At 66.6% G+C, this 13,682-nt stretch carries 14 protein-coding genes and 1 pseudogene; 6 read left to right on the top strand and 9 right to left on the bottom strand.

Annotation, left to right across the window (positions count from 1 at the left end):
• Positions 1-194 precede the first annotated feature (194 nt).
• A complete protein-coding gene (locus tag ABW16_RS22205; protein ID WP_047321363.1) occupies positions 195-425 on the top strand; it encodes a DUF167 domain-containing protein in 231 nt (76 codons plus the stop codon).
• A 20-nt stretch (positions 426-445) separates the two neighbouring features.
• Here the strand turns inward: ABW16_RS22205 and ABW16_RS22200 are convergent, their stop codons facing one another.
• The 8 genes and pseudogenes from ABW16_RS22200 to ABW16_RS22165 form a co-directional block, all read right to left on the bottom strand.
• On the bottom strand, positions 446-1,111 hold the full coding sequence (locus tag ABW16_RS22200; RefSeq protein ID WP_047321362.1) for a GntR family transcriptional regulator: 666 nt from the start codon (positions 1,109-1,111) through the stop codon (positions 446-448).
• Positions 1,112-1,119: 8 nt separating this feature from the next.
• Positions 1,120-1,866 carry a proteasome subunit alpha gene (gene prcA / locus ABW16_RS22195; protein WP_047321361.1) on the bottom strand — a complete coding sequence of 249 codons (747 nt, stop codon included), beginning with the start codon at positions 1,864-1,866 and terminating at the stop codon, positions 1,120-1,122.
• Complete coding sequence (gene prcB / locus ABW16_RS22190; RefSeq protein ID WP_047321360.1) at positions 1,863-2,750, bottom strand: proteasome subunit beta; 888 nt, start codon at positions 2,748-2,750, stop codon at positions 1,863-1,865. Before prcB ends, prcA begins: the two co-directional genes overlap by 4 nt.
• Entirely contained in the window at positions 2,747-2,941 is a 195-nt protein-coding gene (locus ABW16_RS22185; protein WP_024441366.1) for a ubiquitin-like protein Pup, read from the bottom strand. The genes prcB and ABW16_RS22185 overlap by 4 nt, the downstream gene beginning before the upstream one ends.
• 83 nt (positions 2,942-3,024) lie before the next feature.
• Entirely contained in the window at positions 3,025-4,533 is a 1,509-nt protein-coding gene (gene dop / locus ABW16_RS22180; RefSeq protein ID WP_047321359.1) for a depupylase/deamidase Dop, read from the bottom strand.
• Between the two features lie 29 nt (positions 4,534-4,562).
• Positions 4,563-5,225: pseudogene (locus tag ABW16_RS22175) on the bottom strand (DUF2293 domain-containing protein); the annotation flags it as partial.
• A 2-nt stretch (positions 5,226-5,227) separates the two neighbouring features.
• Positions 5,228-7,165, bottom strand: coding sequence for a hypothetical protein (locus ABW16_RS22170; RefSeq protein WP_047321357.1), 1,938 nt, complete (start codon positions 7,163-7,165; stop codon positions 5,228-5,230).
• A gap of 90 nt (positions 7,166-7,255) precedes the next feature.
• On the bottom strand, positions 7,256-7,927 hold the full coding sequence (locus ABW16_RS22165) for a TetR/AcrR family transcriptional regulator (protein WP_233424851.1): 672 nt from the start codon (positions 7,925-7,927) through the stop codon (positions 7,256-7,258).
• Between the two features lie 83 nt (positions 7,928-8,010).
• On the opposite strand from ABW16_RS22165, the gene ABW16_RS22160 reads away from it, so the two are divergent.
• Entirely contained in the window at positions 8,011-8,433 is a 423-nt protein-coding gene (locus ABW16_RS22160; RefSeq protein WP_047321356.1) for a hypothetical protein, read from the top strand.
• Positions 8,434-8,573: 140 nt separating this feature from the next.
• On the opposite strand, the gene arc is transcribed toward ABW16_RS22160, so the two are convergent.
• The gene (arc, locus tag ABW16_RS22155) at positions 8,574-10,397 is read right to left on the bottom strand and encodes a proteasome ATPase (protein ID WP_047321370.1); all 1,824 of its coding nucleotides are present in this window, start codon (positions 10,395-10,397) and stop codon (positions 8,574-8,576) included.
• A 165-nt stretch (positions 10,398-10,562) separates the two neighbouring features.
• Between arc and ABW16_RS22150 the strand changes: the two genes are divergently transcribed.
• The 4 genes from ABW16_RS22150 to ABW16_RS22135 all read left to right on the top strand — a co-directional run bounded on the left by ABW16_RS22150 (position 10,563) and on the right by ABW16_RS22135 (position 13,679).
• Positions 10,563-11,057, top strand: coding sequence for a hypothetical protein (locus tag ABW16_RS22150; protein ID WP_047321355.1), 495 nt, complete (start codon positions 10,563-10,565; stop codon positions 11,055-11,057).
• A gap of 12 nt (positions 11,058-11,069) precedes the next feature.
• On the top strand, positions 11,070-11,603 hold the full coding sequence (locus tag ABW16_RS22145) for a hypothetical protein (protein WP_047321354.1): 534 nt from the start codon (positions 11,070-11,072) through the stop codon (positions 11,601-11,603).
• Between the two features lie 2 nt (positions 11,604-11,605).
• Positions 11,606-11,899, top strand: a complete 294-nt coding sequence (locus ABW16_RS22140; RefSeq protein ID WP_047321353.1) for a DUF503 domain-containing protein — start codon at positions 11,606-11,608, stop codon at positions 11,897-11,899.
• A gap of 73 nt (positions 11,900-11,972) precedes the next feature.
• Positions 11,973-13,679, top strand: coding sequence for a hypothetical protein (locus ABW16_RS22135; RefSeq protein WP_047321352.1), 1,707 nt, complete (start codon positions 11,973-11,975; stop codon positions 13,677-13,679).
• Positions 13,680-13,682 lie beyond the last annotated feature (3 nt).

The raw sequence follows: 13,682 nt of genomic DNA, 5'->3' as shown, positions 1-13,682 counted from the left end.
GGCCCCGCCCATCCTCACTGAACTCGGTTGAACGCAGTTGGGAACCAAACCCGTTTGACGAACTACGTAGAGACGAGGACAGGGCAGGCCCCCCAACCCCCTTGACAAAAACCACTTACGAAGGTGTTTGCACGGCGACACGCCGAGTTGAGCCGTACAACTACGCACGTTCGCGACCCTGGAATCCTGGCGCGATGACTGAAACCGTCGTCGTCAAGGTCAAACCGGGCAGCCGCAAAGGTCCCCTGGTCGAGACCGACGATGACGGACAGCTCACCGTCTACGTGCGCGAGCCCGCCGTAGACGGCAAGGCGAACGCCGCCGTCATCCGTGTTCTGGCAGAGCATTTCGGCGTTCCGCGCAGCCGTGTCGAACTGGCATCCGGTGCGGGTGCGCGCGTCAAACGTTTCCGGATCGATCGCTAACCAACTCCGGTGAAACCAGTTCAGCCAGAACGCAACTCGCTCAGCACGCCACGCCTGGTCAACTCGGCGAGCACCACCTGAGCCTGCAATTCGGCCCGGTCCATACAGGCCACCCGTGCGGCCTCCGGGTCGCGCTGACGGATCGCCGCGGCTTCGGCCTCAAAACTGGGCAGAAACTCTTCGTGTTCGTTGACGTAGCTCGTCCAGAACCCGCGCGGCATGAACACCCGTGAAGCGCTGATGGCCGCCTGCAGTGGCGGCCCGGCGTATTCCTCGACGATGATCCGGCGAAACTCGATGGCCGCGTCGTGAAACCCCGCCGGTGCCTTGTGGCCGCGCAGTTCCCGCAGCGCCGCATCGAGTTCGGCGAGAACACGCGGCGTTGGGCTCGCCGCCGCCCGCGCCGATGGAATCGCATTCAATGTCCCGTGCAACTCGTGCTGTTCGCGAACCACGGCCTCATCAAACCGGCTGACAAACACGCCACGGTGATAAACGCTGGCCAGCATTCCTTGCTGCTCGAGTTGGTCGATCGCCTGCTGCACCGGCAGCCGGCTGACCCCCAAAGCGCCCGCGATCGCATCGCGGTTGATCCGGTCGCCGGTGCGCAGCTCCCCCGCCAGCACCAGGTCGACGATGTGGTTGACAACCAGGTCCTTCTCTTTGACCCCGTATTTCTTGGGCATAGGCGGGCCTAGCCAGAAGCCTCGTCTGACGCCTCCCCGGACGAGTCAGCTTGCGGCAGCAGTGATTCCAACACAGCGCGGTTAATCCGCCGAAACGCGCGCTTGGGCCGGTTGGCATCCAGGATGGCCACCTCCAAGGTGCCCGGCCCCAGATCACGCGGTTCGGCGCCGTTGCCGGTGTCGGTCTGTTTGAGCGCGTTGACCGCGATGTGCAGCGCGTCAGCCAGCTCCGCGTTCTCGGCGTAGGACTCCTTGAGCGCATTCGTGACCGGCTCGGTGGTGCCGCCCATCACCACGAAGTGCGGCTCGTCGGTGATCGACCCGTCGTAGGTGACCCGGTACAGCTCAGGCGCTTTCGTCTGGCCCTGGTAGGCGACGCCGGCAACGCACAACTCCACCTCGTAGGGCTTGGCCTGCTCGGTGAAGATGGTGCCCAGCGTCTGGGCGTAGACGTTGGCCAGCTGGCGCGCGGTGACGTCACGCCGGTCATAGGCGTAGCCGCGGGTGTCGGCGAACTGAATACCGCCGCGGCGCAGGTTCTCGAACTCGTTGATCCGGCCCGCCGCCGCGAAACCCACTCGGTCGTAGAGTTCGCTGATCTTCTGCAGTGAGCGCGAAGGGTTTTCCGCGACGAACAGCACGCCGTCGGCGTAGGCCAGGGCCACCACGCTGCGGCCGCGGGCGATGCCCTTGCGTGCGAGCTCGCTGCGCTCGCGCATCGCCTGCTCGGGCGAGATGAAGTACGGGAAGCTCATTTCTTACCCCGCTTGGTCTCCGACGCCGAATCCCCTCCACGAGTTCGACTCTCGACCACCAGACGGGCCAATTCGGCGATCCGCTCCTCGGCGACGTCGACGGCGCCGTCGGCGTCGATGGTGACCGCAGTCGGGTAGATGCCACGCACCAGATCGGGGCCACCGGTGGCGGAGTCGTCATCGGCGGCGTCGTAGAGCGCCTCGATGGCGACTCGGAGCGCGGAGTCGGCATCGCTGATCCGGCTGTAAAGCTTCTTGATCGACGATTTGGCGAACAGCGAGCCCGAGCCCACCGCCTGGTAGCCCTCGCTTTCGATGTTCCAGCCGCCGGCGGCGTCGAACGACACAATGCGCCCGGCGGTCTGAGGGTCGTCGGCGTCGATGTCGTAACCGGCCAGCAGTGGCAACGCCACCAGGCCCTGCATCGCGGCGCCCAGATTGCCGCGCACCATGGTCGACAGCCGGTTGACCTTGCCGGCGAACGTCAGCGGGACACCTTCGAGCTTCTCGTAGTGCTCCAGTTCCACCGCGTAGAGCCGGGCGACTTCGACGGCGATCGCCGCGGTGCCGGCGATGCCGGTCGCGGTGTACTCGTCGGTGACGTACACCTTCTGCACATCGCGGCCCGCGATCATGTTGCCCTGTGTGGAGCGCCGGTCGCCGGCGATCAGGACCCCGCCCGGGTACTTCAACGCGACGATGGTGGTGCCGTGCGGCAATTGCTCACCTGCCCCGCCGGAATGCGCGGCGCCCGCGCCGGTCGGCAGTAGCTCCGGTGCCTGCAACCGCAGGAACTCCGAAAACGACGACAGACCTACACCGGTGAGCGCGATTCCTGGGTTTGCTGAGTTGAGGGGCAGACGATCACGCGACAACCAGGTCACTGGCCGCCCTTTTGGACGTACGCGCGCACGAAGTCTTCGGCGTTCTCCTCCAGCACGTCGTCGATCTCGTCGAGCAGGTCATCGGTGTCCTCGGTGAGCTTCTCCCGGCGTTCCTGGCCCGCCGCAGTGCTGCCGGTGAGATCGTCGTCGTCTCCGCCGCCCCCGCCGCGCTTGGTCTGCTCCTGAGCCATTGCTGCCTCCTGAATCTCATCGGCCGCGCATGACCGCGGCCGGTTTCTCCACCCTACCGGTCGGCGACGATGTTGCTCGGGGTCTAGGTGGTGAGTTGTTGAACCAGTTCGGCGGCGCTGTCCACCGAGTCCAGCAAAGCTCCGACGTGCGCCTTACTGCCGCGCAGGGGCTCCAGCGTGGGGATCCGCACCAGCGAGTCCCCGCCCAGGTCGAAGATGACCGAGTCCCAGCTCGCGGCGGCGATGTCGGCGCCGAACCGGCGCAGGCACTCGCCACGGAAGTAGGCCCGGGTGTCGGTCGGCGGGTTGTGGACTGCGGCCAGCACCTGCTGTTCGGTGATCAGACGGCGCATCGAGCCACGGGCGACCAGCCGGTTGTACAGGCCCTTGTCCAGCCGCACGTCGGAGTACTGCAGGTCGATCAGGTGCAGCCGGGGCGCCGACCAGCTCAGGTTCTCCCGCTGCCGGAAGCCCTCCAGCAGACGCAGCTTGGCCGGCCAGTCCAGCACGTCGGCGCACTCCATCGGGTCCCGTTCCAGCTGGTCGAGCACCCGGGCCCAGGTCTCGATGACGTCGGTGGCGCGCGGATCCGGATCGCGGGTCTCGACCAGCTTGGCCACCCGCTCAAGGTAGATCCGTTGCAGCGCAAGGCCGGTCATCTCACGACCGTCGGCCAATGCGACAGTTGCCCGCAGGGTCGGATCCCGGCTGATGACGTGCACCGCACGCACCGGCCGGGCCAACACCAGATCGCTCAGGTCGATCCCGTGCTCGGCACCCTCCTCGATCAGGTCGAGGACCAGCGCGGTGGTGCCCACCTTCAAATACGTCGAGGTCTCGGCAAGGTTGGCGTCGCCGATGATGACGTGCAGCCGGCGGTACTTGTCGGCGTCGGCGTGCGGCTCGTCGCGGGTGTTGATGATGCCGCGCTTGAGCGTGGTTTCCAGGCCGACTTCGACCTCGATGTAGTCGGCGCGCTGGGAGAGCTGGAAGCCCGGTTCGTCGCCCGCGGCGCCCAACCCGACGCGCCCGGAGCCGGTGACCACCTGCCGGGACACCAAAAACGGGGTCAGACCGGCGATGATCGCCGAGAACGGTGTCTGCCGGCTCATCAGGTAGTTCTCGTGGGTGCCGTAGGAGGCGCCCTTGTTGTCGATGTTGTTCTTGTACAGCTGCAGTTTGGCCGCGCCGGGAACGCTGGCCACGTAGCGCGCGGCCGCCTCCATCACCCGCTCACCGGCCTTATCCCAGATGACCGCGTCGAGCGGGTCGGTGACCTCGGGCGCGGAGTACTCGGGGTGGGCGTGATCGACGTAGAGCCGTGCCCCGTTGGTGAGGATCATGTTGGCCGCACCGACCTCGTCGGCGTCGATGATCGGGGGCGGGCCGGACGAGCGGCTCAGGTCGAAGCCGCGGGCGTCCCGCAGCGGGGACTCCACCTCGTAGTCCCAGCGGGTGCGCTTGGCGCGTGGGATTCCGGCGGCGGCGGCGTAGGCCAGCACCGCCTGGGTGGAGGTGAGGATCGGGTTCGCGGTGGGATCTGACGGCGAGGCGATGCCGTATTCGACTTCGGTCCCGATGATCCGTTGCATGGCTAGAGCCTAGGCGAGGACGAAAAGGACTAACGCGGGTGGCGCGAGCGCCAGCTGGCAAGTACGTCCTCGACATGGTCGCGTACCCGGAGTCGAGCAGCTTCCCGACCGACGTCGGCCATCAACATCGCATCGTAATCGGTGTCGGTGTGGCGGACCGAGGCCGCAACGGCCAGACGAACTGCCTCCGGAGCAAGCGCCCGGCCCGCGGCGCTTCGGCCCACCCGACCGCTGCCGCGCGTCGCCGCATGACGTGCGATCGCGGCGGCCCGGTCAGCGGGACACCCCGGGAACTGGCTACGGATGGCGTCAGCGAATTCGGCGGCGAAACGCTCGTCTTCATCGGCACGCCGGAGAGCGTCGCGCGCCCGCCGCCGTTCGCGTACCTCGGAGTCGGAAAGGCACTCCTGTTCGGCACCCTCGATCGCCTCCGGTTCAGCCAGGATGCCTTGGCGTTCATAGCGTTTTCGGGACCGGCTCCAGCGCACGACCACCGCCGAGAGCCGGCTGGCCTTTTTCGCGCGTCGGGTCATCGCTGCATCGCCCGACGGCAGAAATTCGAGATGGCCAAGGTCTGCGCAGTTCAGGCACAGCGGACCTGCATCGTCCATGATCAGCAGGTCGCCGGTGCCCGAACACGACGTACACGCCCAATCTCTGAGCGCTGCGATCACCACGAGGTCCGACGAGCGGTTCACCCGCGATTCGCCATCCAGCTGCGGTGGCGCATGGCGGCCTTACGTGCGGCTTTGGCCAGTTTGCGGTCGGTGAGGTGCTCGCCCAGCACATCGAGCACCTGTGCGGTCTCGGGAGCGGGATGTCGCCACATGCCGTCCAGCAAGCGGAACGGCTGATCGGCGTCGGGGCCGGTGGTGAACAAGTCGCACAGCTCATCGGGGTCGTCCAAGTTGACGGCGAAGATGTCGACCATCGCCCCGATGTCGACGAAGCCGCCGAGACTGTCCATGTCGGCACGTTCATGCGCCATCAACCACATCGCCGCGTTGCCGGACACCGGGGTGTCCAGCAGCTGGCGAACCAGCGGTTCCACCAGGCCGATGTCGAACATGTCGAGCGCCGCGAAACCGATCAGCCGGGCCCCGGCAGTCTGCACGGCCGTGATCGCCTCGGTGAGCAATCGAACCCGCTCAAGTGCGGGCAGGTTCGGCTGCCAAGCCGCCACCACCGATTCATGTTGGGTGTCGGGAACCGACAGCATGGCGTCGATCAACACGGTGGCGTCAGCCTCCGAAAGATCCTCCAGGCGGTGCAGGACAAGGCCTACCCGATCGACATAGTCAGGCAGGACGTGACGGCCCAGGGCGGTCAATGCGACGGTGCCCCCGCTCTTGTAGGAAAATCCGAAAGGTTCGGCTGTTTCGATCCAGTCGGTCCAGAGCAGTACGCCTGCCACCTCAAGGGCTTCGAAAATGCGGATCAGGTTGCGCTCGACCTGCTCATCGATGCGTTCTCGTGGCGACAGCCAGGGTGTGGTCAGTTGCTGGGCGACCATCACCTTGGGTACCTCGACAAGGTCGGCGAACGGTGCCGCGCTATCGGGAAGGAGCAGCGGAGAAAGCCACAGCGCGATCCCCTCGTCCAAGAACTGGTCGAGGTCGTCGAAGAAGGCGTTGCGGTAGTAGACCCGCGAACTCAACGGACCGAGCTGTATCACCGACTCGATCAGAGCGGTCGCCTGCTGTACCGCCGATCGTCGCGCCCAGGCCTTGGTCGGAACCAGCCGACGCTGGTGCACCCGGACCGCGCCGGCGTCCTTCGCCACCTCGAGCAGGAAACGCAGATGCGGTAGATCCGCGGTGGACGAGGTCCGAAAGGTCCGGTCTCCGATTCGGGGGTCCATCTGGTCGCCGGTGTCGAGCAACTCGATCAACGCGCGCCCGTCGGCCAGCTTGAGGTTGCCCCTGCCGGTCAACGGTTTACCGGCCGGACCGAGGTATTCGCGCAGCGCAGCCACCTTCGCCGGCAGGGGCGCTGCAGCCGCCGCGGCCGCGACGTCGGCCGGCGGCGGGGGGATGTGAACGAACGGCAACTCGTACGGTTCCGGTTCGGGTTCCTGTTCGAAGAATCGATCCGTGGCCGCCCGGCGCTGCTCGAGCGGCAGGGCATTGTGCTCTTCGACTCGGGATTGCAGTGCGGCCAACATCTGCTCATCGGACATCTCCGAGACATCGCCCAGACCCGCGAACAGCGATTTGGCCATACCGAAGTTGGCCGGGTCGTCCATTGCCTCACGCATCGCCGGGGCCAGCTCGCGGGCCAGCTCGCTCAATGCTCTGGCGTGGCCTACCCCGCCGACCAGGCGCTGGGTATCGGCCATGAATTCGATGTAGGCGCCCACTGCCCGACAGACGCACTCGGACTGCCCGGGCGGTACAGATAGTTTGCGTGGGCACCACCCCAGTAGGAACTCTTCGATGTCTGCGTCGGTGAACTCGTCGAGCAGGCCGGTGGAGTAGTTATAGCGCCAGTCCAGGAAGATCCGGATGTCGCCGACGACCTCTGCTCGCTCTTCATCGGAGGCATCTAACCAACGGGCGACCTCACTGAGCAGTGTGTCCCGGGCAGCCGAGAAGGCTGCCTCATCGTCGGACGGGGAAAACCGTAACCGCATCGAGTCGAGGGTAGCCTCGGGCGGGCTCCGCCGTGCACGGATGTACAGCCCTACCGGCGTGTCGGCGGGCAGACGCGCACCCTCGCCGAATCAGTCTGGGGCGGTACGCAGGGTGCGGCGGACCATCTCCTTGGCCGCGGCGATGACGGCGGCCTCGTCGGGCTCGGCGTCCGCTAGGTAGGCGGCGTTCAACAGGCCGTCGACGGCGTAGTACAACAGCGCGGCGGTGGTGGGCGGATCGGTCACCGCGGCCGCCCCGGCGGCCACCGCCGCAGCAATGGCGTCGGCGAGGAGCGTGACGACTTTGGCGTCGGCTTGGCGCAATTGGCGCAGCCCGTCGCCGGATGCTTGGGAGAACACCGCCCGGTGCAGCGCCGCGTTGGCCATGTCGTAGTGGATCATCTGCTCGATCAGCGCATCGAGCACCGCCGGCCAACCCGGCGCCGAGGGCCGCGCGGCGGCGAGCTGCTCCTGCACGGTGTCCAGGAAGGCATCGAGATAGTCGGCCCACAACCGGGCCAGCAGGTGATCTTTGGATTCGAAGTACAGGTAGAACGTGCCCTTGGCGACCTGGGCCGCGGCGGTGACCTTGTCCACCGTCAGCTCGGTAGGTCCGTCGGCCAACAGCAAATCCCGGGCCACCCCGAGCAACTGGCTTTCCCGTTGTGCGGGCGGCAGCGTGGTGCGCCGCCGCCCGGATCCTTGCTGCGCCACTGCGTCGTCCTTTCCCGAGTCGGTACCGCCGTGGACCGTGCCGGACACGATTGACAGCCGCGGAGAACCGCCATTACGGTAACATGACTGACCGTCAGTCAGTTCGATTCGAGCAGCAAAGCGAGGTTCGTATGGCAACAACTGACACCGCTACCGGTGCGGACCTGTCGGTGACCGAGCGTCTGAACAGCGCATTGAGCGTGATGGCAGTCGGCCGGATGATCCTCGCCGTGGTCTCATTGGCCGCGCCGAGGCAGTTCGCCAAGCTCGTCGGGGTCACGCCGTCGGCCGAACTCACCTACATGACCAGGATCTATGGAGCGCGGGCATTCGCGATGGGCCTGGCATATCTGACCAGCGGCGCCCGGGAGCGCTACCGCTGGAAGCGGCTCTCCCTGATGGTGGACTCCCTGGACACCATCAACGGCGTCAGCCATCTCGTCCGCCGTGACCTGCCGCTGCGCGCGGCCGTGAGCATGGTCGGTCTCACCGGTTCGTATGCGGTTATTGGCGCGACCAAGGTCGCAACGGAACAGTTCGCCGAATCGGGCTAGCCGAGGGCGCCGGCGTGCTGCGCGGAGTGACCGTTTGGGCGTGCACAGTTGTACGTCGTTCGCGGCGTGTCGCCGGGCGAACACGCACCCTCGCGCAAGGAGGATGCCCGCGCTGAGAAGCCGCGCTACTGCAGCTAGCGCTACAGGTACTGGCCCAAGTTGGACTCGGTATCAATAGCACGACTGGCGCTCGACGACTTGCCGGTGACCAGGGTGCGGATGTAGACGATCCGCTCGCCCTTCTTGCCCGAGATCCGCGCCCAGTCATCGGGGTTGGTGGTGTTGGGCAGGTCCTCGTTCTCGGCGAACTCGTCGACGATCGAGTCCAGCAGATGCTGGATGCGCAGGCCCGGCTGACCGGTCTCCAGAACCGACTTGATGGCGTTCTTCTTCGCCCGGTCGACCACGTTCTGGATCATCGCCCCGGAGTTGAAGTCCTTGAAGTACATGACCTCTTTGTCACCGTTGGCGTAGGTGACCTCCAGGAACCGGTTGTCGTCGATCTCGGCGTACATCCGGTCGACGACCTTCTCGATCATCGCCTTGATGCAGGCGGCGCGATCCCCACCGAACTCGGCGAGGTCGTCGGCGTGCACCGGCAGCGTCTCGACCAAGTACTTCGAGAAGATGTCTTGCGCGGCTTCGGCGTCCGGGCGCTCGATCTTGATCTTGACGTCGAGACGGCCGGGCCGCAGGATCGCCGGATCGATCATGTCCTCGCGGTTGGAGGCGCCGATCACGATGACGTTCTCCAGCCCCTCCACACCGTCGATCTCACTCAGCAGCTGGGGCACGACGGTGGTCTCCACGTCCGAGGAGACGCCGGTGCCACGGGTGCGGAAGATCGAGTCCATCTCGTCGAAGAACACGATGACCGGGGTGCCCTCGGAGGCCTTCTCGCGGGCACGCTGGAAGATCAGCCGGATGTGGCGTTCGGTCTCGCCGACGAACTTGTTCAGCAGCTCGGGGCCCTTGATGTTGAGGAAGTACGACTTGGCCTCGTGGGCGTCGTCGCCGCGCACCTCGGCCATCTTCTTGGCCAGCGAGTTGGCCACCGCCTTGGCGATCAGCGTCTTGCCGCAGCCCGGCGGACCGTAGAGCAGCACCCCTTTGGGCGGACGCAGCGCGTATTCGCGGTAGAGGTCCTTGTGCAGGAACGGCAGTTCCACGGCGTCGCGGATCTGCTCGATCTGGCGAGTCAGGCCGCCGATGTCGCCGTAGCTGACGTCGGGCACCTCCTCGAGCACCAGGTCTTCGACCTCGGCCTTGGGGATGCGCTCGAAGGCGTAGCCGGCCTTGGTGTCGACCAGCAACGAGTCGCCGGGGCGCAGCTTGCGGGGACGCCAGTCATCCGACAGCGCGTCCGGGTTGCTCTCGGGAAGGTCCGCGGCGACCAGCGGCTCGGCCAGCCAGACGATGCGCTCCTCATCGGCGTGGCCCACAACCAGCGCGCGGTGCCCGTCGGACAGAATTTCACGCAACGTGGATATTTCGCCGACCGACTCGAAATTGCCGGCCTCGACCACCGTCAGCGCCTCGTTGAGCCGGACCGTCTGGCCCTTCTTGAGGGTAGCTACGTCGATGTTGGGCGAGATGTTCAGCCGCATCCGGCGGCCGGAGGTGAACACGTCGACGGTGTCGTCTTCGTGACTGCCCAGCAGCACCCCGTAGCCGCTCGGCGGCTGACCGAGCCGATCGACCTCCTCACGCAGCGCCAGCAACTGCTGGCGCGCCTCTTTGAGGGTGTCCATCAGCTTGGAGTTTCGCGCGGTCAGCGAGTCAATGTGGGCTTCGAGCTGACGCACATCGCGGCCGACTCGGGCGGTGTCCTGCGGGGTGTTCTCGAGCTGTGCGCGAAGCACCGCGGCTTCGCGGCGCAGTTCCTCCAACTCGGCGAAGTCATCACCGGGCGTGCCCGGCCCCCCGGACGCGTCGAAAGTCTCAGGACGCGGCGAATCTTCCATGTTGCTCATGGTGCGCTCCTTTCCCGAACTGGAAGTTGAAGCGACGGATACCTCAACGCTACCGGCCATTGTGCATTCGCGTGCTCTGTGGCAATCCGACACACCGGCTCCGCTGCTAGCCTCGCTCTCAAATCGGGTGATCAAAAGGGCCTAGAAAGGATCCGAATGAACATGAAATCCCTTGCCACGGGTATGGCGGCAGTCGCGGCCATCGGCGCGGCAGCCATAGCTGTGAGCTCCCTGGCAACGCCGGCGCCGGCCGCCGCCGAGGCACCGACGACGGTGTTCTTCGCGCCGCTGCCGTTAGACCCGGCCGCCGCCGTTCCGGCGCCGGAGCAGTTGGCCGACGTGCTCAACACGCTGGCCGACCCCGGTGTCCCCGCCGCCGGAAAGTCCAACCTGGTCGAGGGCGGCCTGGGCCCGGTCGAGACCGGTGCCATCGACCACCGGCTGCAGAAGGCCCTCAAGAAGGGCGCCCTCCCGCTGTCGATCAGCGTGGCCAACGTCGCACCGGCCGGCCCCGGATCGGCCAGCGCCGACGTCACCGCGTCGAGCCCGAAGCTGGAGCCGCACACGGTGAACCTCACGTTCGTCGACCAGGGTGGCTGGAAGCTCTCCCGGGCCTCGCTGCTGTCGCTGTCGCAGCTGACGTCGAGCTGATCGCAGACCCGTATGTGTAGCCACCGCATCGGCTGGCCCGCCGTCCTCGCGGCGGCGGTGCTGGTGATGTCGGGCTGCGGCGGCCACCAGCCGGCGGAGCCGGTGGCTGAGATTCCGGTGACGTCGACGACGGTGCCTGCCCAGGCGCCGTCGTCGGCCTTGCCGGCACCCGAGGCGTTGACCGATGTCCTGTACCGGCTGTCGGACCCCGAGGTTCCCGGCGCAGACAAGCTGCCCCTCGTCGAGGGCGCCAAACCCGCCGACGCCGCAACCATCGACAAGTTCGCCACCGCCCTCAGGGACGGCGGCTATCTGCCGCTGAACCTCGAGGCCGCCGATCTCGGCTGGTCGGATCGCTACCCGGGCAACGTGACCGCTGACGTCACGGTCAACACGGCCAACCCCTCCGCCGGCACGTTCGCCTTCCCGATGGAGTTCACGCCGAATCACGGCGACTGGCAGCTGTCGCAGGCCACCGCCAAGAGCCTGCTGGCATTCGGCAACGCCCAGGCCGGCAGCACACCGCCGGCGCCACCGCCGCCCTAACCATGTGGATCGGCTGGCTCGAGTTCGACCTGCTGCTCGGTGAGGTGCACTCGCTCAAGCAAAAGCGCTCGGTGGTGCGCCCGATCGTCGCGGAGTTGCGACGCAAATTCGATGTGTCGGCCGCCGAGACGGGGTCGCCGGATCTGCACCGGCGCAGCGGAATCGGAGTGTCCGCCGTGTCGGGCGACCGCGGGCACCTGGTGGCGATCCTGGACGCGGCGGAACGCTTGGTGGCCGCCCGGCCGGAGATCGAACTGCTGTCGGTGCGCCGGGGGCTGAATCGCAGCGACGACTGAGACCGCAAGATCCCGTCGAAATCGGCACAGCGAACCCGCAGCGAACCGCTGGCGACCGGCGCATACTCCGAGAATGCCCATCGAGCAACGGCTGATCGTCAGCGTCGTTGACGAGATTCCGGATTCCATACCGATCATCACCTATCAGCGTGACGATCACTCGTGTAGCGGGGCGTGGTCGCGCCCGAAAGTGCCAGCACTGGTCTTCGCCGACAACTCCCACGACGGGTCCGCGGTGGCCTATCACCACGGCGTGCTCGGCGGCGCGCAGACGCCGGTGCAGCTGGTGTTCTGGGGAGCCTGGTGGAACGGCGCGGGTTCGGCTCAGCGCGGTCTGATCGAATCCCGCACCCAGTCCCTCTTGGCGAGCCGCTATTTCAGTGAGCTGGGGCAGTATTACATCGCCGGCGCCCCGACCTGGCGGGGCTCGCTCACCGTGATCTCCCCCGGCCCGCCGTCGGGTGCGGTGGATTCCACTGTGACGATGCGGCGGGTACTGGAATTGATCGAGGACTGCATCGACGACGGCGTGTTCCCCGATCCCGACGACGGCCCGCGGATCGCCTTCATTGTCCTGATGCCCCAGGGATTTACGGTGGCCGGTGGCGCCGTTGCCGGTGCGCACTCGACGGACTACACGTTCGATTTCCCGTTCGATACGGATCGGTACTGGGCGGGCTGGGTGCGCTACTTCGACCCGGCAACCGAGGACATCGAACTGACGATGTCGACGTTGGGCCACGAGTTGGTGGAAATCCTGACCGACCCCGAGGCAGACGGCTGGCGGCGGGAACCGCTGGACGGCAACTGCGAGATCTGCGACTGGAGCGATTCGACGGTCAGCGGCCGGCAGGTGCGGCAGCGCGCCTGGGTCAACGACGTCCGTGTGCAGTCGTACTGGTCTGTCCGGCACGGGGCCACCGTCCTCCCGATCGATGACGACTACGGCGCGCAACTCGAGGCCAAGGTGACCGAGACCACTCGGCGGGAGGTGTCGCGGGGAACGCTGGTGTCCGACCCCGCGGTCCGCCGTGCCTGCGCCACCATCCCAGCATGCTGCATCGCTGACGACCGCTACGAGTACGTGCTGTACTCGGTGTCCGAGACCGCTCGGATTCGGTTGAACTGGACGCGGTACCGCACGCCCCGCGCCAGCTGGAGCATCCGCGGAATTGCCGTATCCGGTTCCGGCACTGTCCAAGTGACGCTTCCGGTAGACGGGTACAACGGCCAGAACCCGGTGACGGCGGTGCGGCGAGTGAGCGTGGGCTACACCGCGACGGACACCGTGCTGGACCTGACGGTCAACGAGCCCGGCGGCAACTTCGACCTGCCGGTGAGCTGCAGCGTGACCGACACGTCGATCGCGGGGAACGTGGCGACCAATGTGATCGCGACTCCCAGCGTCGTCGTCGGCTTCGTCGGCGCCGACCTGGTCGCCGATGCGAATTACCTCGCCGCGCTGAGCCGCTGCTATAAGGCGATGCTGGACAAGTACAAAGTCGAGTACCAGCCGATGGGACGCCCCGGGCCGGGCGACCCGATCAAGTACGACCCGACGGTGCTCAATATCGGACTACCGGCCTACGCCGGACTGACCGGACACCAGCAACTGCAGGAAACCGGCAAGCTGATCCGCGCCGCCGCCTACCTGCTCGACTCCGACGACGCCTATGCCTTTGTCGGACATCTTGTTCGGTCGCAGCCGGCTCTGGTGCGCGCCCTGCAAACGCGCACCGAGGCGGACGTGGTGTCTACGTTGCTGACGACGACGTCCTGACCG

Origin of the sequence: Mycolicibacter heraklionensis (assembly GCF_001021505.1) — a bacterium.
GTDB lineage: Bacteria > Actinomycetota > Actinomycetes > Mycobacteriales > Mycobacteriaceae > Mycobacterium > Mycobacterium heraklionense.
Note: the sequence above shows the minus strand (reverse complement) of the source record. Positions and strands in the feature narration are given on the sequence as shown.